At 43.9% G+C, this 20,603-nt stretch carries 30 protein-coding genes; 3 read left to right on the top strand and 27 right to left on the bottom strand.

The window, feature by feature from the left end; genetic code table 11:
- Positions 1-141: 141 nt before the first annotated feature.
- The 10 genes from J2Y67_RS19955 to J2Y67_RS20000 all read right to left on the bottom strand — a co-directional run bounded on the left by J2Y67_RS19955 (position 142) and on the right by J2Y67_RS20000 (position 8,417).
- Positions 142-327 carry a hypothetical protein gene (locus J2Y67_RS19955; RefSeq protein WP_310176837.1) on the bottom strand — a complete coding sequence of 62 codons (186 nt, stop codon included), beginning with the start codon at positions 325-327 and terminating at the stop codon, positions 142-144.
- Positions 327-596 (bottom strand): thioredoxin family protein, encoded by a 270-nt coding sequence (locus J2Y67_RS19960; RefSeq protein WP_310176839.1) that lies wholly within the window; start codon positions 594-596, stop codon positions 327-329. The genes J2Y67_RS19955 and J2Y67_RS19960 overlap by 1 nt, the downstream gene beginning before the upstream one ends.
- A complete protein-coding gene (locus J2Y67_RS19965) occupies positions 574-2,757 on the bottom strand; it encodes a DNA polymerase (protein WP_310176841.1) in 2,184 nt (727 codons plus the stop codon). The genes J2Y67_RS19960 and J2Y67_RS19965 overlap by 23 nt, the downstream gene beginning before the upstream one ends.
- Positions 2,758-2,916: 159 nt before the next feature.
- A complete protein-coding gene (locus J2Y67_RS19970) occupies positions 2,917-3,504 on the bottom strand; it encodes a hypothetical protein (RefSeq protein WP_310176844.1) in 588 nt (195 codons plus the stop codon).
- Between the two features lie 2 nt (positions 3,505-3,506).
- On the bottom strand, positions 3,507-3,893 hold the full coding sequence (locus tag J2Y67_RS19975) for a PDDEXK-like family protein (RefSeq protein WP_310176848.1): 387 nt from the start codon (positions 3,891-3,893) through the stop codon (positions 3,507-3,509).
- Positions 3,893-4,096: a hypothetical protein gene (locus J2Y67_RS19980; RefSeq protein WP_310176850.1), complete on the bottom strand. Its 204-nt coding sequence runs from the start codon at positions 4,094-4,096 to the stop codon at positions 3,893-3,895. The genes J2Y67_RS19975 and J2Y67_RS19980 overlap by 1 nt, the downstream gene beginning before the upstream one ends.
- Before the next feature lies 1 nt (position 4,097).
- Positions 4,098-4,298 (bottom strand): hypothetical protein, encoded by a 201-nt coding sequence (locus J2Y67_RS19985; protein WP_310176852.1) that lies wholly within the window; start codon positions 4,296-4,298, stop codon positions 4,098-4,100.
- A gap of 15 nt (positions 4,299-4,313) precedes the next feature.
- Positions 4,314-5,087 carry a hypothetical protein gene (locus J2Y67_RS19990; protein WP_310176854.1) on the bottom strand — a complete coding sequence of 258 codons (774 nt, stop codon included), beginning with the start codon at positions 5,085-5,087 and terminating at the stop codon, positions 4,314-4,316.
- Between the two features lie 1,145 nt (positions 5,088-6,232).
- Positions 6,233-6,844 (bottom strand): sigma-70 RNA polymerase sigma factor region 4 domain-containing protein, encoded by a 612-nt coding sequence (locus J2Y67_RS19995; protein WP_310176856.1) that lies wholly within the window; start codon positions 6,842-6,844, stop codon positions 6,233-6,235.
- A gap of 355 nt (positions 6,845-7,199) precedes the next feature.
- On the bottom strand, positions 7,200-8,417 hold the full coding sequence (locus J2Y67_RS20000; RefSeq protein ID WP_310176858.1) for an AimR family lysis-lysogeny pheromone receptor: 1,218 nt from the start codon (positions 8,415-8,417) through the stop codon (positions 7,200-7,202).
- Between the two features lie 109 nt (positions 8,418-8,526).
- Here J2Y67_RS20000 and J2Y67_RS20005 point away from each other — a divergent pair, with 109 nt between their 5' ends.
- Positions 8,527-8,739 carry a helix-turn-helix domain-containing protein gene (locus tag J2Y67_RS20005; RefSeq protein WP_310176860.1) on the top strand — a complete coding sequence of 71 codons (213 nt, stop codon included), beginning with the start codon at positions 8,527-8,529 and terminating at the stop codon, positions 8,737-8,739.
- Between the two features lie 46 nt (positions 8,740-8,785).
- Positions 8,786-8,986, top strand: coding sequence for a helix-turn-helix domain-containing protein (locus tag J2Y67_RS20010; RefSeq protein WP_310176861.1), 201 nt, complete (start codon positions 8,786-8,788; stop codon positions 8,984-8,986).
- A 12-nt stretch (positions 8,987-8,998) separates the two neighbouring features.
- Here J2Y67_RS20010 and J2Y67_RS20015 read toward each other — a convergent pair whose 3' ends face one another.
- The 16 genes from J2Y67_RS20015 to J2Y67_RS20090 all read right to left on the bottom strand — a co-directional run bounded on the left by J2Y67_RS20015 (position 8,999) and on the right by J2Y67_RS20090 (position 17,768).
- Positions 8,999-9,970 (bottom strand): toprim domain-containing protein, encoded by a 972-nt coding sequence (locus J2Y67_RS20015; RefSeq protein ID WP_310176863.1) that lies wholly within the window; start codon positions 9,968-9,970, stop codon positions 8,999-9,001.
- A 135-nt stretch (positions 9,971-10,105) separates the two neighbouring features.
- Positions 10,106-11,458, bottom strand: a complete 1,353-nt coding sequence (locus tag J2Y67_RS20020; RefSeq protein ID WP_310176866.1) for an AAA family ATPase — start codon at positions 11,456-11,458, stop codon at positions 10,106-10,108.
- A gap of 641 nt (positions 11,459-12,099) precedes the next feature.
- Complete coding sequence (locus J2Y67_RS20025; protein WP_310176867.1) at positions 12,100-12,660, bottom strand: hypothetical protein; 561 nt, start codon at positions 12,658-12,660, stop codon at positions 12,100-12,102.
- Positions 12,657-12,842, bottom strand: coding sequence for a hypothetical protein (locus J2Y67_RS20030; RefSeq protein ID WP_310176869.1), 186 nt, complete (start codon positions 12,840-12,842; stop codon positions 12,657-12,659). Before J2Y67_RS20030 ends, J2Y67_RS20025 begins: the two co-directional genes overlap by 4 nt.
- A 3-nt stretch (positions 12,843-12,845) precedes the next feature.
- Positions 12,846-13,589 (bottom strand): P-loop NTPase family protein, encoded by a 744-nt coding sequence (locus tag J2Y67_RS20035; RefSeq protein ID WP_310176871.1) that lies wholly within the window; start codon positions 13,587-13,589, stop codon positions 12,846-12,848.
- Positions 13,590-13,664: 75 nt separating this feature from the next.
- On the bottom strand, positions 13,665-14,444 hold the full coding sequence (locus tag J2Y67_RS20040; RefSeq protein ID WP_310176874.1) for a DNA-methyltransferase: 780 nt from the start codon (positions 14,442-14,444) through the stop codon (positions 13,665-13,667).
- Between the two features lie 39 nt (positions 14,445-14,483).
- Positions 14,484-14,654 carry a hypothetical protein gene (locus J2Y67_RS20045; RefSeq protein WP_310176876.1) on the bottom strand — a complete coding sequence of 57 codons (171 nt, stop codon included), beginning with the start codon at positions 14,652-14,654 and terminating at the stop codon, positions 14,484-14,486.
- A 237-nt stretch (positions 14,655-14,891) separates the two neighbouring features.
- Positions 14,892-15,296, bottom strand: coding sequence for a hypothetical protein (locus J2Y67_RS20050; RefSeq protein ID WP_310176878.1), 405 nt, complete (start codon positions 15,294-15,296; stop codon positions 14,892-14,894).
- Positions 15,277-15,501 (bottom strand): hypothetical protein, encoded by a 225-nt coding sequence (locus J2Y67_RS20055; protein ID WP_310176880.1) that lies wholly within the window; start codon positions 15,499-15,501, stop codon positions 15,277-15,279. The genes J2Y67_RS20050 and J2Y67_RS20055 overlap by 20 nt, the downstream gene beginning before the upstream one ends.
- Positions 15,498-15,677 (bottom strand): hypothetical protein, encoded by a 180-nt coding sequence (locus J2Y67_RS20060; protein ID WP_310176882.1) that lies wholly within the window; start codon positions 15,675-15,677, stop codon positions 15,498-15,500. The genes J2Y67_RS20055 and J2Y67_RS20060 overlap by 4 nt, the downstream gene beginning before the upstream one ends.
- Positions 15,677-15,832 (bottom strand): hypothetical protein, encoded by a 156-nt coding sequence (locus J2Y67_RS20065; RefSeq protein ID WP_310176884.1) that lies wholly within the window; start codon positions 15,830-15,832, stop codon positions 15,677-15,679. Before J2Y67_RS20065 ends, J2Y67_RS20060 begins: the two co-directional genes overlap by 1 nt.
- The gene (locus J2Y67_RS20070) at positions 15,825-16,154 is read right to left on the bottom strand and encodes a hypothetical protein (protein ID WP_310176886.1); all 330 of its coding nucleotides are present in this window, start codon (positions 16,152-16,154) and stop codon (positions 15,825-15,827) included. The genes J2Y67_RS20065 and J2Y67_RS20070 overlap by 8 nt, the downstream gene beginning before the upstream one ends.
- Before the next feature lie 15 nt (positions 16,155-16,169).
- Entirely contained in the window at positions 16,170-16,370 is a 201-nt protein-coding gene (locus J2Y67_RS20075) for a hypothetical protein (RefSeq protein WP_310176889.1), read from the bottom strand.
- A 243-nt stretch (positions 16,371-16,613) separates the two neighbouring features.
- Positions 16,614-16,799, bottom strand: coding sequence for a hypothetical protein (locus J2Y67_RS20080; RefSeq protein WP_310176891.1), 186 nt, complete (start codon positions 16,797-16,799; stop codon positions 16,614-16,616).
- A gap of 149 nt (positions 16,800-16,948) precedes the next feature.
- On the bottom strand, positions 16,949-17,497 hold the full coding sequence (locus J2Y67_RS20085) for a hypothetical protein (RefSeq protein ID WP_310176892.1): 549 nt from the start codon (positions 17,495-17,497) through the stop codon (positions 16,949-16,951).
- A 106-nt stretch (positions 17,498-17,603) separates the two neighbouring features.
- Positions 17,604-17,768: a hypothetical protein gene (locus tag J2Y67_RS20090; protein ID WP_310176894.1), complete on the bottom strand. Its 165-nt coding sequence runs from the start codon at positions 17,766-17,768 to the stop codon at positions 17,604-17,606.
- A 109-nt stretch (positions 17,769-17,877) separates the two neighbouring features.
- On the opposite strand from J2Y67_RS20090, the gene J2Y67_RS20095 reads away from it, so the two are divergent.
- Positions 17,878-19,437, top strand: a complete 1,560-nt coding sequence (locus J2Y67_RS20095; RefSeq protein WP_310176895.1) for a recombinase family protein — start codon at positions 17,878-17,880, stop codon at positions 19,435-19,437.
- On the opposite strand, the gene yhbH is transcribed toward J2Y67_RS20095, so the two are convergent.
- Positions 19,424-20,497 (bottom strand): sporulation protein YhbH, encoded by a 1,074-nt coding sequence (gene yhbH / locus J2Y67_RS20100; protein WP_310176898.1) that lies wholly within the window; start codon positions 20,495-20,497, stop codon positions 19,424-19,426. The genes J2Y67_RS20095 and yhbH overlap by 14 nt on opposite strands.
- Between the last annotated feature and the right edge of the window lie 106 nt (positions 20,498-20,603).

Here is a 20,603-nt window from a genome sequence, read left to right on the forward strand (position 1 = left end):
TCTCTGGCGCCAAGAACGTCTTCACTAAGAAAGCGAGTAACGTAATCGTCGCCGCCTGTATCAGCGTAATGTGAACGGAAGGCCAGGCGAATGGGACCGCAAAGTATACCACCGCCATGACTACCACGTAATAGAGCGCGATCACAGCTCTCTCCTACCTTCGATTTGGAAAAACGCGCCTGATATTTCGTTAAGCTTCCGCTCGTCACTTTCGGACAAATGGTATTCGGAAAGGATGCCGATTAAAGCTTCCGTATAAGTTAGCATCGTTTGGAACAATTCCGTGTCTTTTACATCAACGGATATTCTAAACTTATTTTCGCTCATTAGCGCACCACCTTCGCATGTTCAATCGCGTCAAGGATTTCTTCCGTTCCGACCAGTCCGACTAGGCGGCCGACTTCGACTCCGTTGCGGAAGAACGCGAGAACAGGGACGGAGTTTAAATTGTATTTATCAATAACTTCCGGATGTTCCGTAATATCAACGTTTTCTAACGTCACACCAGCGACAAACAAATCGATATCCCCTAAATAATTCGCTAATGCTGTACAAGGGCGGCACCCTGGACGGCTAAATTTCTTGATCGTTATCATCAAACCACTCCTCGTTATTTACTTTATCGAGCCATCGCTCTGGATTTATTTCGACGTCACAACGGACCGGACACGCCAGTTTTACCGCTTGCTCCATCGTTGATTTAATTTCGTTTAAGCCTTCTTGCGTAATATCTTTCGGACAATCGAACACAAGTTCGTCGTGAACCTGTAGCAATATATACGAATCATATTTCGGTAACACCGATTGCAAGTCGCAGATTGCTTTTTTCAGTACCGAGCCAGCGCTCGCTTGAATCGGAAAATTTCCCGCCATTCTCTCCGCGCTTAATACCTTCCACTTTTCTCGCGATTTCACTTCGGAATGTAATCGGCGTTTTCGTCCGAATATATCCGTTACGAATCCTTGTTTCTTAACTTGTCGGTGTTGTTCGTCCATGTAGCGCTTGATTCCCGGATAACCTTTAAAATAATCGTCGATAATTTTTTGCGCTTCCTTCTTCGATATTTCCAGCGTATCAGCAAGCTTACCGGCACCCATTCCGTAAACAATTCCGAAGTTTACTATTTTCGCTTGCTTCCGATATTTCTGATGCGGTGAGCCATCTGTATCCTTATTCGCCTCGATTTCCTCGTAAGTGTAACCGCTAATTAATGCCGCAGTAGTCGAGTGAATGTCCTGGCCTTTTTCGAACGCTTCAATCAGTATCGTTTCATTCGCCATGTGCGCAAGTACTCGGAGCTCAATCTGCGAATAGTCAATCGATACTAGAATGCGGTCAGGTCCGGTCGCCAAGAATAAGTGGCGTATTTCCGGGCGCTTTGCCGGTATCTGTTGCGTATTAGGGTCCTTGCAAGTGAACCGCCCTGTCGCAGCTCCCCATGTGTTATGCCACGGATGAATCTTGCCGTCGTGTTTAACTTCTTTTGGTAACTTTTGCGTAAAGGATGAGCGTAGTTTTCCGATTTCCTTATATTCGAGCAATAACGGAATAACGGGATGCTCGCGCTTTAACTTCTTCATAAACCGGCTATTCGTCGAGCCTTTTCCGTGATCGGTCAGTTTTAAATCTCCGAATAACTTTTTACTTAACTGCGCTGGGGAATTAAGGTTTATTTCCTCGCCGAATAACTCGGTTATCTTGCGGTATAACTCCGCTTCCTCAACCGCTAACTTTGCGTCAAGTTCCGCAGCGTGGTCCGTATCAAACCTAATTCCGCGAATATCTGACTTAATAAACTGGCGCGCCACTGGCATTTCAATCTCGAACATTAAACGCTTGAGTTGCCGTAAGTCCTCGCGCTTTTCATATTGCGCCATAATCCAATCGTAAAGTTTCAGCGTTTTCTCCGTATCCCCTGCCGCATAAGGTAACGCAACATCAAGCGGAACTTCGTTAAACTGCACGTTCGGAAATAACTCGTCGAAGTTATCGCTGGGTTGCTTCAACCAATCAGTCAGCAAGTTTTTCAAACGGTGATCGCGATTCTCGTCAAGGCTCATCGCCATTATGCGTGTGTCAGCGTGAAGTGCATCCGTTAAGTTCATTCCGTATTTAACCGCAAACCATTTACAATCAAATGGAGCGTTGTGCATTACAATTTTCGAATGCTCTAACACGTCTTTTACTTCGCTTACTATTTCACGGTCATTCCATCCGTCATAACATATCGGATTATCAACATGGTTTAATGGAACGTAATAACTCGCTTTCCTTGTGGAGACGGAGAACCCCGCAACGTTGCCGCGCCACGGGTCTAGCGCTCCATTGTTTTCGCCGAATGTTTCGCAGTCAAATGCGATGATTTCGGACGATTTAATATCGTCAACCATTCCGTGCAACATTTCGAGTGTACTTACAAGGTAATAATTGCTCGGAGTCTTCGCCACAAGCTCCGCCAGTTTCTGTTCGCGCTGACTTTCCGCCAGTTGCTTATATAACCGCAAAGCCTCCGCCTTACTAAATCGCTTGGAAGCGTCAGAGGGCGACCTGCCTAACGTGCCCTCTGCGAATGCCTTCCGTACTTCTAATAATCGCACCTGATCCGCTTCCGAATTTTTCATATCGAGGATTCGCGACCACGCCTCTTCAATACTCTCAGTCGCCGCCTTCTTTTTCTCAACCGCCGTTGCCAACCGCTGGCTTGCGTCTGTATCTGTCTTCGGTAAACCGTAAGGTAAATTTAGCGAAATCTTCACGTATCCACCTCGCTAACGTTCATCGTCCGGTAAAACTCCCGCACCGTCTCCGCGCCACCATCATCCGCCCATTCGCGAAAGCACTGCTCGTCGCAAAAGTAGAGTTCCGCTCGGTCATCGTAGAGGGCGGTCGTTACTTGGGCGTTACAGTTTGCGCATTTAGGCATCGAAGCGCGCCTCGACTGGCGTGATTAGTTCTACGTTATGCTTATAAATCCAACCGCCTCCTTCAAGCGTTAAACCTCGTTCATAATCTCCGTAACCTTTTGGTGCCACCTCTTTCACAATGCGTAGGGTTCCTTTTTTATATGCAGGGCTTCCTTTGGTGATGACGATATCGCCCTTCTTAAACTCGTTAGGCTTCCGACCGATTTTCGCCCATTTTTCTTCAAGTTCTTTTCGTTCCGTCTTGGCAGCGAGTTCGCGTTTGGCTTCGGCGACTTCTTCGTCGGTTGCGCGTACAACATCAACAGTTGCAACGCCTCCTTTTCCTCCGAGTAATGAATCGGACACAAAAACTGGCCCTTTCGTTCCCTGTGCGTGTTGAAGGATAGTTACAATTTCGCCTATCTCAAACGGATGAGGACACTCCGGTCCTTTATTGCCATTTCCTACAACCTTCGCATAATCTCCGACTTTCAACGGCTCGGGCTGCGCCTCTTCCTCAACCGGAAACTTAACGCCCATTTGCTTCAATTCCTCGATAGTACCTTCGAACGTCATTTCGCCAATAATAATTTTCGCCATTATTAAACCGCCTCCGCTTCCGTATTATTTAACTCAATCCAGCGTTTCTTTGCCGTCTGCTCCGTGCTCCAATATTCGCCTAATCCGGTACATTCGAACATAAAAGCACGATTACCGTCAACACCCACTATCAGATCGACTTCATCCGGCGTGTAAGGCTTTCCGTTACCTTTCTTTGCGTAAATTACTAACGCGTTATCGCGGTCAGTCCGCACCCTTAGCGTTTTAACCTGGACGCGGTGGGCGCGCCCGTTAGCCGGGTCACGCGCTAGGAAATCGTAAACTTCCGGGACTAGAGGCTTTGCGACCTCATACCCGAGAGTTTCCATCATTAATTTTGCTGCGACTAATTCGGAGATTGCTCCGGTAATTTGCGTTTCGTGCGCCATTATTTCACAGCCTTTCCGGTTTGAAACTCGAACATAGTAACTTCAATACCTGCTCGCGCATCTTTAAAGTCATTTAAGGCGATAATTATTCCAAGGATTCCGATAACCCAGTGACCTTTTGCGAATGAGCCTATCGCTAGAATCGTCCACAATACCGCTAACATATAATGTGACTTTTTACCGAAAACCCATTTAAAATGCATTCTATTCCTCCTCCTCAAACCTTATAGAAACTACGTGAGCTGCACTTATAATTCCGTTGAAGATGTAAAAATTTCCGTTAAAGAATATATTAGAAAGCGCATCTACTAATTCTTCAGGTGTTCGAATCGGTTTTTCCGACTCAAGTAAAAGCGGTATTTTTTCGCCTGTAACTAGCGTAATTTCTATCCTAGTATTAAACATCCGATATTCGCCTCCTTAAAATTCGAAATTATCTTCTTTTAAGTCCGTGCCACTTGCGCCAATGCTTAACCCGATTAAGCTAATATCAAAGCCAGCCGCCACCAAGCTCTCCGTCATTTCCTTGTCGTCAGCTTCGTAAAGCAGTCCGTCAAATAGCGACATATCGAATTCCTTCGGTAACCCGTCTACGGCATCGTAAGCTTCGAAATTCTTGCGTTCCTTATCGTCCAAGTCCTCGTCTAAATCGAATAGTAACGATAGCATAACCGTAGTCTGTTGGCCGGACCCTGACTTCGAAAGTTCGAACGCCACCTTGCCGAGCTTCTTTTCGTTCTTTTTAATGACCGCATGGACTGTTTGCGCCTGCTTTTTCGATAGGTCGATAATGATCGGCTCGCCTGTCGCCAGGTCGATAAATCCGAGTGCATAGCGTTCCTTCGCTTTGAATTGGTACGCAAGCTCTGCGTATTCCTTTTCCTTATCCGCGTTGCCTGCGTCTTGGGCTTTGCGTTTTATGTCGTTGTAATACTGAAATGCGGAATCCCAAGGCGTGTAATTTTCTACCGGATAGCCTTTCGCGTTTTTAATGGAAGGATTTTTCGCAACGAAACTATTTACGCGTTTGAATATCCCATACGAGTAAAACCTGATAAGATCGGCAGTTCCCAACACGCGGACCTTGTAAGAGCTGCCGGATTTTAACGAAGCAAATTCTGCTTTGTTTCCGCCACCTTCGTTTACTGCGTTAAGTGCGTTTAGCGCATCTGCGCCACTTTGAAATTGACTCATTAAATCGTCTCCTTTTCGGTTAATATTCGAACACCGGATAATTCCCGCGCCCGCTAGCGACTACTTACGGCGGAGTGACTTCATGACCTTTCGGCAATGTTTCCGCATCTCCAAATTCCGCTAAGAATGGCGACGGCTGCCTGTTCCGTCCTCGTAAGTAAATCGCTAGCCGACGCAGGCTTAACGGTACTTTCCGTTAGTCGTCCGCGAAAATGGCTCACGAACAACCGACGGTGTCCAAGGATATCTCGGACCTTCCCGTTTTCCTGCGAAGGTTATGGCCGCTGGCGGATTGCTCCGCTAATTAAGGTAAAATGTCGCCCTAACCCGTTTCATCAAGCGACTTGCGCGGTGCCCTCGCTAGTTAGCCGGCATCATTTCATCACCGCGTTCCCTGAGTAAGACGCATAAATTTGTTAGGCAGTGGCTTCGGAAGGAATCCCGAAACTGGATATATCACAGTATGTTTTTGTCGCCCCCTGCGCGGGATTACCGGACTACCCTCCGATACAAGCGATTTGTTCACCTTCGCTTCAGGCCGGGTCATCCGCCCATGGTCGCTTCGAAAGTCGCCAAGTCCTGGACGGTGGGCCGGCCGTTACGTACAGTCAGCTTGCGTCAGCGCTTTTGTTCGAAGCGTTCACGGACGGGCGATAATTGAATCGCCATCCATTCGTTTATTTGCGTGTGCTGTCGTAAGTTGTGCCGTAAAATTTCACGTACATCGCGATCATCTGCTTGCGTTTAACCTCAGCGATGCTTATTAATGCGCCCATCATTCTCGACCTCCTCGATTTTACAAACTCCGTACATGACGTATGCAATAAACGCGATAGCTACGATATTCAATACCATCCCGGCTTCACCGCCTTAATCGGACGGAGGCTGACACGCTCGTTCTCTCCGTCGCATAAGCGGATTGGATCGTGTTGCAACCGCTCAATCTGCCGCTCAACTAACGTATTCTTTTCGGATTGTTGTGCATAATATTTATTAACGGTTGAATTTTTCACGCGGAAATACCTCCGTAATATTGATTTAATTATTTTTTAATGTTATTGTTATTTACGATTATGTTCGTTATGACGTATAATAGAAACGAGGAGTAGGACGTAATGCCTATTCGCCCTACTGACCTCGATAAATTAAAGCGCAACTAAGAAATCGGAATAGTCGCCGTATTTTTTAGAATCGAATTTGCCCGCCAGGCGTTCGAGTGTGCGTATTACAGTAGAGTGGTGTAAACCGAGAACCTTCGCAATTGCCGTTGCGGTAGGCTTCGGATGTTGAAGGAATTCATTAACGACGCCAATCGTTTTTGCATCCGCATCGCTCAGAAGATAGTCGATCAGCGCCAACTGGTCGGCTTTTTTCTTTGCGGTAATAAAATCTTCGAGATTGAATTCGTCGGCGATTTCGAATGCCACTTCGGAACCGTCATCGTTTTCAACTGGTGCTGCGTATACTTCGAATTCGGACAGTCGCTTTTTCTTTCGGTAGATGTCGTTGCGTTTGAAGCGAATGCTACGATTGAGCATGTTGATGAAATCCGCTCGACCGTCATACTTTTCGATGCAACTCATCAAAGTGTCTTGGTAGGCTGCGATGACTTCGTCTTTACTCGCCCTGATCGATTTGCCAACCGTTTCAAGGCTGCGCCAGTTTGCGGATACCATTTCGTAGATCTGCGTGAACGTTTCGTCACTTCGATCGTTTTGATACTTCAGCACCAGGTTATTAAGTTGTTGGTTATTCATTTCAACACTCCTTTTATCGTGGCTTCACTTTATTAAACGTATGGGTTTAAAAAGTCGCGCACATTTTTTTTTAAAATTATTTTTTAATGTACTTGCACGTTTTGCTTGTATTAAATATAGCATGGGTAACTGGAAATATGTAGAAAGTAAACAAACTTCCAATTCCGATATTTCGTTTACCAAGGTGAACAGTATACCAAAGTATACATTATTGAACAAAAAACAAAAGGCAGCCACGATGGCTGCCATAAAATACTTCATAATATTCACTTTTATATTCGATCAACCGCCGACTTTATCTGAGAAAAGGATAAACCCTCCAACCTTGTCGCTAGCAATATCTTTGCCTCCGTGACTAAGCACTAATGGAACAACGATGATGGCTGCTGCGATTAAAACACCTAATAAAATTTTCTTCAAATTTAACGTCCCCTTTAATTTCAATTTTGATTTTAATGAAGTCATCGACTAACGCTGATGTTTCTCCAAGCTTCTTAGCTTCTCTAGCCGCAATACTGGCGAATAAATAGTTAGATTGCTTGAAAAAATAACGTCTGCATTCGTGCATCTTTTCTAAAGAGTTTCTTGCGCAGGCTCTTAATAAGACTAAAAAATCATCTTCGCCCTGTTGAAAAATCGCCTCCTTCAGTAGTTTTAATTCGAATTCGCTACCCTTATTGTTTTGCAGTCGTAGTAGTATCGGATCAGAATCTGCATCTAGCTTGAAGTTTAAATAAAGTTTAGCGTAATCCAAGTTACGTCGAGCCATTTTTTCTATGCTGGGCTCTCCGAGTGTTTTGGCGATTTCGTATCTTATTCGAAGATTTTCGATACACTCGTTTCCATCTTCGGACAAGTACGACATCCCCACTATATCAAACGCACCAGAAACTGTTTTCGCGCATATATTTGCATTAATAATTAATGAAGCATAATAACGCGCAGATTCAACATCGTTAAAATGCACGCTAACATGGCCAAGTAATTCAGCAATTCTATGTAAGTAACTTTCTTTGATGAATAAATGCCTATCATTAAATTGATAAACCAGTTTCTCAGCTTCTTTTGCTGTTTCTAATATTAAATGATACTTTTCGAAATAATAATAGTTATAGCACTTGATGATATCAGATAAAATCGCCAATTCTCCGGCTAGCTGCCCTACCTTATTCAACCTACTTACGATATCCTTGGCGCCGATTTCATCTGTATAAAAGTCGTAAAGTATTGAGTAAACTGCTACGTACTTTGAAACAGTTTTATCATTTGCGTATAAATCAATTAGTTGTTTTAATACTTTTTTATTGCGAGTTATGGAAGCATACTCGAAGCTTTGCTTGATGGATTCTGTGGTATTTATACGCAAGCACCAGTTTGCCATAATTTCTTCTTGATTATCCGGAAAAAGAACATACGATAATCTAAGGAGTTTACGAAAACTAAGTCCTCCTTTATTATTAAGGAAGCGAGATAATTCTTGTTTAGTACAACCAATGAGTTTTGCGACTGTTTCAATATTCAAAGTGTCATGATCTTCAATAAGGTTGTAAATCTCTTTAGAAAGTGCGTTCACCAAAAATCCCCCTTAAAATTTATTGTTAATTTTTCCCTTAGTTGGTATAATTAAATTGTACCACAAATGTTCACTCAAGTATACACGAAATAGGAAGGAAGTGGATAAAATGATAGACTTTTCTCCTCTCCACAAAACACTAGAAGAAAAGAATATGGTAATTAGTGATATGCGTGATAAAATCCTTCATCCTAAGACCATCGCAGCAATAAATAAAAATAAAGACGTCAACCTAAGCACAATCGAAAAGATTTGCTTATTCCTTGACGTCCCCATTGAAAAAGTTGTCCGTTTTATTCCGGACGGCTCCAAACAAAAATAAATTAATATAACGAGGTGAAGCACCGCTGATTACGGTCGGAAGGTGCTTGCTACAAGATCGGCTCGACGAAATCGGAATGTCGCAAGTCCAACTAGCGGAGAAAATCCGCAAAACTCCGTCCTACATATCGGACATCGCCAACGGACGCCATACCCTTTCGCTCAAGAACGCCAAACTAATCGCCGATGCAATCGGATGTCACATCGACGACCTATACGAATGGCACTATGTTAGCAAGCACCGTTAGCAGAGGTAAGTATTATTGCTTACCGCGACCAGGACTACGTAAACTTACGTATATTTGCGGACAGCTTTCCGCCGACTCGACCGCTTCAACTAACGCCTCTACCCCACATTTCAACAACGCCTCATTCGCGTCCTTACAATCGCTTCTCACATACGCATGCCTAACGCGTGTGTGCCCTTTCATCGCCATCTCGATTTCCCTCCGCAGTTTGCCGCCTGCCTTATCGTTATCCGTTGCGATAATTAGTTCCTCGATGGGCGATCGTAATATCAAATCCCGCTTCCAATGGTTAAAACTCGCGCCACCTACTGCGATGGCCGCTACGCCTGCTGTCTGCCAGCTCAGCGCATCAATTTCCGCCTCACAAATGACCGTCGTTGCCTCCGCCCGCTCAATTCCGTACACTAGCTCGCGAATAGGACGTCCGCCCTTTACGTAATAAAACGTCTTACCGTAAATTTTGCGATATTTGACGTTGGCCAGGCGCCGGTCAGCCGAAAACCACGGAATGACGGCCGCCTGGCTTTGCGCATCATAAAGAACGCCCATTTGCCGTTGGACGCGCTCGCTAATTCCGCGATTTTTTAAATACGTATAATCTTCAGTAAATTTCGCTAAGATGTCGCTATTCAGCGGTTGCCTATTCCGCTGAATACGTAGATTAATAGGTTTGAGCGTAACGGTATCGCTGGCCTCTTCTTGCCATCCGTACTCAGTCCGCAAGTACTCTTCCGTTTCTTCATACGTTTCGTTGCGTAAATATGCAAGCAATTTTGCGAAGTTGCCGCTCCGCCATTCCTCGTCATACGCTCCGCTATCGGCCCATGTGCCTGCCGGAATGTCTCCGTAGGGCTCGAGGCGCACGAAAAAGGACGGAGAGTGGTCGTAGCGAAACGGCGATGCTGCGATAAGTTTGTGGGAAGACCAGCGCGGTTTAATCCACGTATACTTTTCGAGTTCCGCGCGAATATCAACGTTTTGCATATTGTATATCTCCCTTTCTCTAATCTAACTATACGACTAAAAAACGTAGGTGAAAAGGGTGAATTTTGTCGAATTTAATTTTTTGCAATAATTTTTATATCTTCGTAATAGAAACGTTACAAACGAAATAAATTATCAGAAGTTGAACTGGCTGACGGCTGCCTCACCCGTTTCCACCTCGCGCACAATACCGTAATTTGGTAAATATAAAACTTCGACTTGCGTTCCCTCGCCACCATTCCGCCCCTTACCGATTTCAATGATTCCGGCCCCATCTAACGTATCAATTCCGAACACATTCGCAGCATCCTCGAGCACCGCTTTGGTCTTTTTAATTTCCGCACGCTTTGGCGGTCTTAACTCCCGGTTGCCCTCATCGTCGCGGTCGTCCTTAACCTCGTCCGCCTGGGTGATAACGTGAATCACTGCGCCTGTCAATCCGGCAAGTCTCCGAATCCTCTTCGAAGTGTTCGCAACATCACCTCCGGCCACTTTCGACGTATTCGCTTCGTAGTCCATCAGATAAATCGGATCCACGACCACCACGTCAGCCTTTGTCGCAAGGATATCCGCCTCCAACTGCTTCACGTTCCGTGTAAAGAAGTCGGCATCGTCCGCAGCTCTTAGCGTAATATTGCCAGGCATATAGTCGCCTTCCGCCATTTGCAATAGGAATACTTCAAAGCCTGCCTCGAATTCATCCGAAAGTTTTCCGGTTAGGAGCGCCCGATTCTCGAAGCCTGCCTCGTAGTCGACTCCATCAATGTTCGCGTTCACAATGCCCGCCTTGGCGCTGATTGCCGAGTAAGCCCGCGCCATCCACTCAAATCGCGACATTTCCATCGCCCACACTAGAACGTTCGCCCCTTGCATGGCGGCCTCAATCGCTTCTTCCATCGTAAAGACGGATTTACCGCGACCGGATCGCCCGTGCCAAGTGTACATGTTTCCGCTGAGGTATCCGCCGACTTGTTCGTTAATGGACGGAAATTTCGACTTCCGTATTTTGAATGATTCGCCGGCTTTTCTGCGTTTATATTCCGCAAGAAACGACTCAGCGTCCGTCTTGATGTCCGTCCCTATTTTCGAACTAGTGTTCGTATTTAGTTTAATACTTTCGACTTCCGATTGCAACCAGTCAAACAGCGAAAATATGTCTTTTTGCCCAACTTTTTCAAATTGTTCGCCAAGCTTGCCGTTAACCAATTCCGCAAATTGCACTTTTGCCGAGTGCTTCTTAATTTCGCGAGCTAAAAATTCGTAGGAATCTGAAACTTGCGGTGTGTAGACGAAATCGGAACATTCAGCGGTAACAGTTGCATATCCGGGCGCCTGCCCACGATTCTTCTCCGCAAAATCAAGGATAAACCGGAGGGTCTGCCTATCACCCTCCGTAGCACAATCCTTCGTTGTAATGCCGTATTTTGTCAGCGCTTGGACGTTGTTATCGTCGATTACTTTGCTTAGTAACATTTGCGTATAATGCATTCGCTCACCTCTTTCACAATATAGCATATTTTATTTTGCGTTCGCACTGTCATTAATTAGTGTACTTGTTTCGCAAAATATTCGAAGTGCGTATCAATAAGTTTTACTTTTCCCTTTGCGTTTTCCACACTTATTGCATTCCCAAAGAGACCGATTATACCCGTTTGCCCAACAATCATAACCATAAAGGTTTCTTACAAACACATACTTATGCAAGCAAAATAGTTTTTTGAGCATCGTTTCACCCCTTCGCAATTTTCATCATTCGTGAATTAGATTCTCGAAGTGTGTATTAATTCAAATTCTCGTCATCTTCTTGGGTAACTCCATCGTCAATACAATCTCTACACAAATTATCGTTTCTTTTAATAGGGTTAGACAAAAAATGTTCTCCACATCTAATACATTGATTAATCAATAAAATCACCCTTTCTCATTACACGATTCGAATCAAAGACAACTTTTTCTCGAAATGTGACGTTAAACTCTTTTCAAAAAGTGCACAGGTATAATTTTTCTTACCCCTCGCAAATAGACCAACCTTCGTCCATTATTTTCAAATTCATCAAAATCACATTCATAAGTAATGTTCCTACCTTCATAACTATCTTTAATAAACATTACTTTATCGCCCTTTTTATCTAGTCCGCATCAGTTAACTTCTTCAACTCGGCATCAATCGCAAATACCCGATCGCCAAACTCCTCGTTACCCGTCTTTTCCAGCATATCCGCAGCCCAAATCCGCATATCTAGCAAGTTATCAATCTTCTCGCCACGCTTCTTCCGTGCTGCCTTCTTCTCTTTCGCCAACTGTGAGCTCAATTCCCTTGCCGTCGGTTTACGTTCCGCCATTCCCATCGCTCCCTTTTCGTATTCTTCGATTTCTTCTAACGACTTCATAACACCCATCGCCCAATCCGGATACACTGGCGCCGCAGGCTTTGGATTTTCCCGCACATACGCAGCCGCATGGTCTGCGTCAGTCACAAACTCGACATCCTCTCCGTCAGCCTCCAAAAACTCGCCAGTGTAGGCGTCAATCACTTCGTACACGATTTCGTTATACTCCTCTTCCGGCAGGCAGTTCCGGATTAGTTGGTACGCGATGACCATAAACAGCCGCCCATCGTAGCCCTCGACCGTTACTAGGTCGCCGTGGTCTGCCGGTAGTTCAAATTCGAATTCTTCGCTGTCTCTCATCTGCGCGTCAACCTCCTAAACTGCGCTTCAACCTTTGCGCACGCCTCAGCGTAAATTTGTCGTTGAAATTCGTTAACAGGAATAATCGTCTCTTTTATCCACGGATGATTTCCCCAGTATTGATAACGGAAATTCATTTCTAATAACGCTATTTTAGCATCAAGAGTATAATCGCGTTTCATCTACTATCGCCTCCCACGAAAACTATTCCCGCTGAAATGCAACACCGCGCACATATCGCGCATCCGATCGTAAAGCCTAGCGTCAAACACGACAGCCATCTCCTCAATCGGCAAATTCGATGTGAAAACGGTGGGCAGTCCGTTAGCCGTCCGATAATTCACAATCGCATGCACATACGAGCGAAACGCCTCACTGGCCGACCGGACCCCGATATCATCGAGCACCGCAAAAGGCGCCGTCTGTGTCCGCTGAATCGTTGCACGGATTTTCGCCATTTCCGCGTCGTCGTTCGTCATTGTTGCGAGATTGTAGTCGGTCTGAAAGTTATTCGTGTCTAAAAATACCGCTGGTACTTGCGAAGGTTGCCTATTCCTGCGCAAGGCTCCTAAATAGCTTGCGATAATCCATTCGTTCATAACGCTGATCGCTGATGTCGTTTTCCCATTTCCGGGACTTTCGCTCCACATATAAATCGATTTAATTCTCGACGCCCCTTCGTCAAATTGCCGTTCGAACGTGGAGCAGTATTTTTCTAATGTCGCGTATATCTTTGCCTGACTTTCGCGAGCTGGCGAATTCTTTAGCGTTAATAATTTATAATCGTCCGGTGCTCCCGCGTTTGCAATCCGCCCGCCCTTGCCGGAATATCCGTGAAGACTGATATATGCGGAACATTGACGGTTACATTGCGCAGAGCTGGCGAGTTTGCACCGCGATGATAAGATGCAGTTATTTGCGTGTGACATCCGATTCCTCCTTTACTTTCAGTAAGTTTGACGGAGGTACTTGCCGGTGCGCTCCGTCTTATAGGAAATGTCTGCCTACCGCGTTTCTAATTCGTTTTTTAAGCGTTTGTTGGCGATTTCTACGTATGTTAGTTCGGTTTCAAAGCCGATAAAGTTGCGATTTGTTCTAACGCAAGCTACAGCTGTAGTTCCGCTGCCCATACAATTATCCAGGACGATATCCTCTTCGTTTGAATATGTGCGGATCAGATACTCAAATAGAGCCACCGGCTTTTGTGTTGGATGTACCTTTTTATCTTTTCGGCTATTCCCGTTCGGAAATTCTATGATTGTCTTTGGGTATCGTAGATTATTTTCTTGTTTAATTCCGCCATTTACCGTTCCATATACAGTATCTTCTTTATGAGTTCTCCGTTTTCCATTTTTTCTGATTCTGTAGTCATCCTCCGCCAACACTTCCATTTGCGGATTATATGTTACTCTGTTTTTACTGAAAACTAAAACGGATTCATGCAATCGCATCGGTGCATACTTTGCAGACAAATGACCAGTCGGGTTCTTTTTATTCCAAATCCATTCGTGGCGAAATAAGTCCGGGCTACTCATAACTAGAGCGCTTGTAAACGGCTGTGCTGCCGTTAGTACAATTGCGCCGCTGTCCTTAATGATCCGATTGTATTGCTCCCATAACGGTTCAAATGGTATTACCGTATCCCACTTACATGCGGTCGTACCATAAGGAAGGTCGCATAATATCATATCGATTGATTTATCCGGAATCTGCTTCATTCCCTCTATACAATCCCACTGGTAAACTCTATTTAGTTCTAAACGTCCGAGTAATTGGTTTCTCATTTGTACCTCCTTCGATTTATCCTCGTAGTGTGACATTAATTAATTAAGAATAATGTCACTTATTTCATGTAATGCATTTGAGTAATGACTAGATTCCAATACTTTTTCTATATCCTTCAATTTCTTTTCATACAGTTCAATCCTATCTTGCTGAGATTTTACCGTATTTTTCAATGCTTCAATAATTCGATTTTTGGATTCTAAATTCACTTTTCATTTCTCCTTTCGTTCGATCAATCGGTATTGAGATGTCGGAAATCTGAAATAACGTTCGCCATCCCTTACATCTATATCGCCATTATTGTGGACGTTATCTACTTCGAAAATGCCTACATATGACACGTAAACTAAATCGTATATAGTCGGCATTCTATCGGTTATCCTATCGTATTTAGCGAATACGTAACGCCAGTCTTGCGTTCTTTCTACCAACATCTTTAAACCTCCTTATAACCAATCGTCAATCGCTTCGTTCTCAACTTCCGCCCGCATCTGCGATTCCTTTACCGCCTGCCTCCGCCGTTCCGACGCCACCACCCGCGCCCACACATCCGTCTTCCATTTCCAAAACCACGTAAAGCTAACGGTCGGCCATTGTGGTGTGCATCGGTGCGTCCGGAAGCATTCGTCTATAAACGCTTTGACCACTTCCGGCTCATACTTGCGAGGCTTGGCGTTCTTGCCTTTCGTGCCGATTAGCGTTCCGATTAATCCTCTTTCGACTTGCCAGTTTCGACCTGGCGGTGTGTATTCCGTGCCATAGACTGCGAGATGCCTGTCGCAAAGGTATGCGATAAAATCATTCGTTGACCACTTGGCGACGGGCTTTTCGTTATAGGTCGCTTTGGCCATTCCGCAACGCCTCCCTCGCGATATCTCTGCAATAGTGCTCGTGATAAGATTCGCCTGTATCTGCGATGTCCTCTAACGCACCCCTTAACCGCTCAATCTCCGCAAGCAACTTCGGCACGTCTTCTTCAACGATAAATATCGCCTCATCCGTAGTCGCTGCCTCCGCTCGCTTGCGAATTTCCGCTAATTCCTCCGGCCTCATCATCGTTCAACCTCCAGTATTTTAATTTCGTTCTCCATTTCCGCAAGCCTCCCGAACCGATAGCCCTCGATTAAAACGTGAATTTCGTGCTCGGTCAGCTTGCGTTGCCATTTCGTCTGCAAATAGTCGATGACTTCGTTATAAAAAATTCGATCGTATTCGAATGGCTGGCGCTCCATCACGCCCCCACCTCCGGCAACTTAATATCGAGAATCCGCAGCGCCTCTTTAAAGCCGTCAATCGTGCCTTGCGTATATTCATCGGCAGGCGCTTCGGTTAAATAACGCAGATACTTCGTCAGTGTTGCGACAAGGGCTGGCGATAAGTTATTCATCCGCATTCACCCCGGCGATTTTGATTCCGAGTAGGTCGAGCGTGTGTTCAACGCATGTTTTTTCGGCCGCGTAGTAAAGATTTTCGTAATACTCGCGCACCTTATCTTCCGGCGACTTCTCGATTTGGTATCCGCAAATCAGCGCCTCCATTAATAAATCGTAGTCGCCGTCGAAATGGCGCAAGATGATTTCGGACTGTTCCGTTTCGTAGCCTAGCGATAGGATGTCCGTGAGAGCCTCCGTTTTGGTGTCGGCTAGGTTGACGAAGTGGGCGATGGCGGTGGCTACGGACGGTGGGACAGTTACTTTTGCGTTGTTCATTGCGATTCCTCCTTTTTAGTCAATATCATTAACATGCGGAAACATGTTCTCATCAAACGAAATGCTGACGAAATAATATTCGTCCTTATTAACTCTTGCGTTAGTCATGGCGCTTTTTAAGAAGTTGAGTTTCGGATAGCCGATGTGCGTTCTTTGTTTCTTTCCGCCAAAGAATTCACCGGTCTTTTTATTTACCGCCATATAGCATTTATCCATTTTCGCTAATCTCCTTTTGCATAATCTTTTAATATTTATTAATCGTAATTGCGTATTTGCGTTAGCGAATATGCAATAATCTTTTGTTTCTCTTTTACGTATTTCTCTTTTACTACTTTCTCTTTTTACAGTGCGACCAGGTCATACGATGGATAGTGCGGTCTAATCACACTACCGTTAGTGCGGTCTGGTCACACTAAGCGTCATATCAACGTTTCTGACGCCTTATCTTCGAAATGCGAATTACTGCCAATCCTCTAAATTTGTTTCAACACCGTTTTCCTTTACCGCAAACCACATATGATAATTTTCGAAAAACCATTCTTTTATATCATTTAAAACTTGTTCTTTTGAAGGTTCTTGCCTATACGCTTTTGGAGTTGTAACGCGTATCCCATCAACTTCAAAAACAAAAACTTTGTTTATCATTCGACTACCCTCCGATTTTTGTGCCTTAAATACTGTTTTAAATCTAATAACCCACAACCTAATATTTGTAGTGAAAATATGATAAATATCCCTAATACAAAACGCCATTCATTATCCATTTTCACAATCTCCTTATTTCACATTTTCCATCAAGTACGCTTTTTCTTCGATTGATACGCTGAAAAGTCCGGTTTTACAATTTCACCAAACTCATTTACGATGTAGCCGTCGTCAGTAATCCTCGGACAGTAAGACGGAAAGTACCATTTAAAACGCTTTGTCCCTTCGTAATGCCCTGTTGTGCGAATAACTCCGTTAGTTTCGAGAACGTTCGCCAGCAAATTGATTCGGCTTCGGTCAATCCGCAAATGCTCCTGAATCGTTTCGTAGTTTAAAAAGCAAGCGCCGAAGCGATCGTTCAAACTTCCGTCAGCTCTTTTGTGATTCCCGTCGATGTATGACTGTAGTAGGAAGTAAAACGCCACCACATCGCGAATCTCCGGCTTGCGTTTGTAATCCGCATAAACTACGTCGAGCGCTTCGTTAATGATGCGTGGAAATACCTTCCGCATAAGTTCTCTGTTATATACTTCGAAGCCTTGTTCATTGTCTAGTAATATCGATTTGTCATTCGGCAATGGTTTGCGGTGTCTCTGCGGTTGGTCATCCGAATTGTTGAACGCCAATACATTCGACATTTATTCGCCTCCTTTATTTATTTCGAAGGGTACCACCCTTACACTATATAATAGGAACGCCAAATCATTCTCGCGCACTTTTTCGCAAAAAAATAACGCCGCCTCATCAGCGCCGCTTGTAGCAGTTTCTTATTGCCTCCGTTATCTCTTTAATGACTGGATTGCCTTTCGCCTTTTCTTCCTCGAATAGTTTTCGTCTTTCTTCCGAAGACATTAACGGTAATGTTGAATGAATAATTACGGTTGTATCCCCTGACTTGTACTTATACACGTTTATCACTCCTCAATATATAATAGGAATCTATTTGAAGAGTCGCGCAGTAGAATTATAGTTTACTTCATGTGTAGTGGCGATTATAATACGTGTAGAGGTGAGTTGTATGAGTCGTCCTACGGACCAATCAATTTATATTTATTTACGTAAGAGCCGCAAAGATATTGAAGAAGAGAAAAAAGCTGTTGAAACGGGCGAAACTTTCGACACCCTTGAACGTCACCGTAAAACACTACTTTCAGTTGCAAAGAAAGAACGACACACCATCGTTAAAATATTCGCTGAAGTTGTGTCGGGCGAATCCGTGACAGAGCGCCCTGAAATTCAATTTTTGTTGCGAGAGTTAGAGATTAATCCAGTTGATGCGGTATTAGTGATGGACCTAGACCGTCTAGGACGTGGCGATATGCTCGATCAAGGATTACTCGACAGAGCATTCCGGTATTCTGGAACGAAAATAATTACGCCGACCGAGATATACGACCCTGCGTCCGAAACTTGGGAATTAGTTTTTGGTATCAAGTCGCTAGTCGCCCGCGAAGAATTAAAAGCCATCACGCGCCGTATGCAACGAGGCAGAGTTGCTTCAGCTAGTGAAGGTAAGTCAATTAGCAAGGTTCCTCCGTATGGGTATAACCGTAATGAAAATTTAAAACTTAAGCCCGATCCGGAAACAGCGTGGGTCGTAAAGAAAATGTTCGAAATGATGCGCGACGGGCATGGTCGCCAATTTATTGCGCAAGAATTAGACAGGTTAGGAATTAAACCACCAAATCCTAAACGAAAAACTTGGTCGCCGAGTAGCATTACCGCAATAATTAAGAACGAGGCTTACATCGGTTCGATTATATGGGGACAAGTCGATTATGTTAAACGAAACGGTAAATACCAAAAAAAGAAACTGCCTCGAGAAAGGTGGACCATAAAAGAAAACGCTCATGAACCGCTAGTGTCCCGTGACCTATTCGAAGCTGCTAATAAAGCACATTCGGGGCGGTGGCGCCCTTCTACAGTGACCAATAAACGACTCTCTAACACATTAGCCGGCATATTAAAGTGTGAAATATGTGGGTATACAATGATGTACCAGCCACGCCCTGATCGTCCTCATGATTTTATAAGATGCACGCAACCAGGCTGTAAAGGCGTACAACGCGGAGCGACTTTTGAACTGGTTGAAAACAAAATAATAGAAGCATTAGAAAAAATGTATTACGAATTAGTCGATATAACCCATTCGGATGACCCTACAGAAAATACGGATATTCCATATAAAAGGGTATTAATTGAAAAGAAAAAAGAAGAAGTGTCAGCATTAAAAATACAAAAAAGTAACTTACATGATTTTCTCGAAAGAGGGATTTACGATATAGATACTTTTATGGAACGACAAGATAATTTAGTTAAACGTATTGACACATTAAGTAATGAAATTCACACCCTTGAAGACGAGATAGAAAGAGAAGAATCTCGCAATTCTGTAATAGATCAATATTTACCAGAATTAAAAAACGTTCTTCAGGCTTATTCCGAAACAGAGGATGCAGAGCGAAAAAACGCATTATTAAAAACAGTAGTTGAAAAAGTTACTTACTTACGAAAAACAGATTGGCATAGGCGCGAAGAGTTTGAAATCCAAATTTACCCTAAGTTTAGGCCGTCATAGAGACGGCCTTTTCTTGTGTATATGGTTTACGATTATACTGATTAACCTCGCCATAACCAAACATATTGGAAACCTTCATTAACTCTTCTACTAATTTTACACAACGGGCGTTATCAGATGTTAGATTATCCCCATCTGAAAAATGGAATGGGTAGATGTTATACTTTCTCGGACTGTATTTGTCCTCAATTAGTTCAAGCGCTTTGCGATAAGCGGATGAACAAATCGTTCCACCACTTTCTCCTTTAGAAAAGAAATCTTCCTCGGTAACGACCTTTGCTTCCGTATGGTGAGCAATAAATTCAATTTCCACTGTTTCGTATTTCGTTCTTAAAAAGCGTGTCATCCAGAAGAAAAAGCTCCGCGCCATATATTTTTCCCAAATTCCCATACTTCCGCTTGTGTCCATCATCGCAAGTACAACAGCTTTAGAATCAGGCTTAATGACCTCATTCCAGGTCTTAAATTTTAAATCATCCTTATAAATAGGATGAAATGCTGGTTTCCCACTCATCGCATTACGTTTGAAGGCAGACATCATCGTCCGTTTTTTATCAATATTCCCCATTAGCCCTGTTTTACGAATATCATTAAATTCAATATTCTCAACCAAATGTTCCTCTTGTTCTTTTCTCTTTAAATTTGGAAGCTCTAGCTGTTTGAATAACGCTTCCTCTAATTCCATTAACGAAACTTCAGCCTCAAAATAGTCCTCTCCTGCTTGATCGCCTGCGCCTTGCCCTTTTCCTGGACCCTTTTGCCCGCTAGAACCGTCACGTGCTACTACATCCCCGACTTGGCTGTCACCGTTACCTTGGCCCACGTGTTTGTTTTTGTCATAATTATAACGAATTTTATATTCGTCCAATGAACGAATCGGAATTTTTACCACATCTCGACCGTTTGACATAATGATGCTTTCTTCTGTGATAAGATCTGGAAGATTATTTCGAATCGCCTCTTGAACTTTTTCCTGGTGCCGCTGCTGGTCATCGTGGCCTTTACGGTGGAGGGACCAATCTTCTCTTGAAATCACAAATTGATGGTTGTTGTCTGACAATTAAAACCCCTCCCTATTAAATTTTGAAAATCCTTTGCACACATTTTTTTCTACCACATACTATAACTCGAATGTAAAAATACAAATGAAATATTGATTACTTTAT

It is taken from the genome of Neobacillus niacini (genome assembly GCF_031456445.1).
GTDB lineage: Bacteria > Bacillota > Bacilli > Bacillales > Cytobacillaceae > Neobacillus > Neobacillus niacini_I.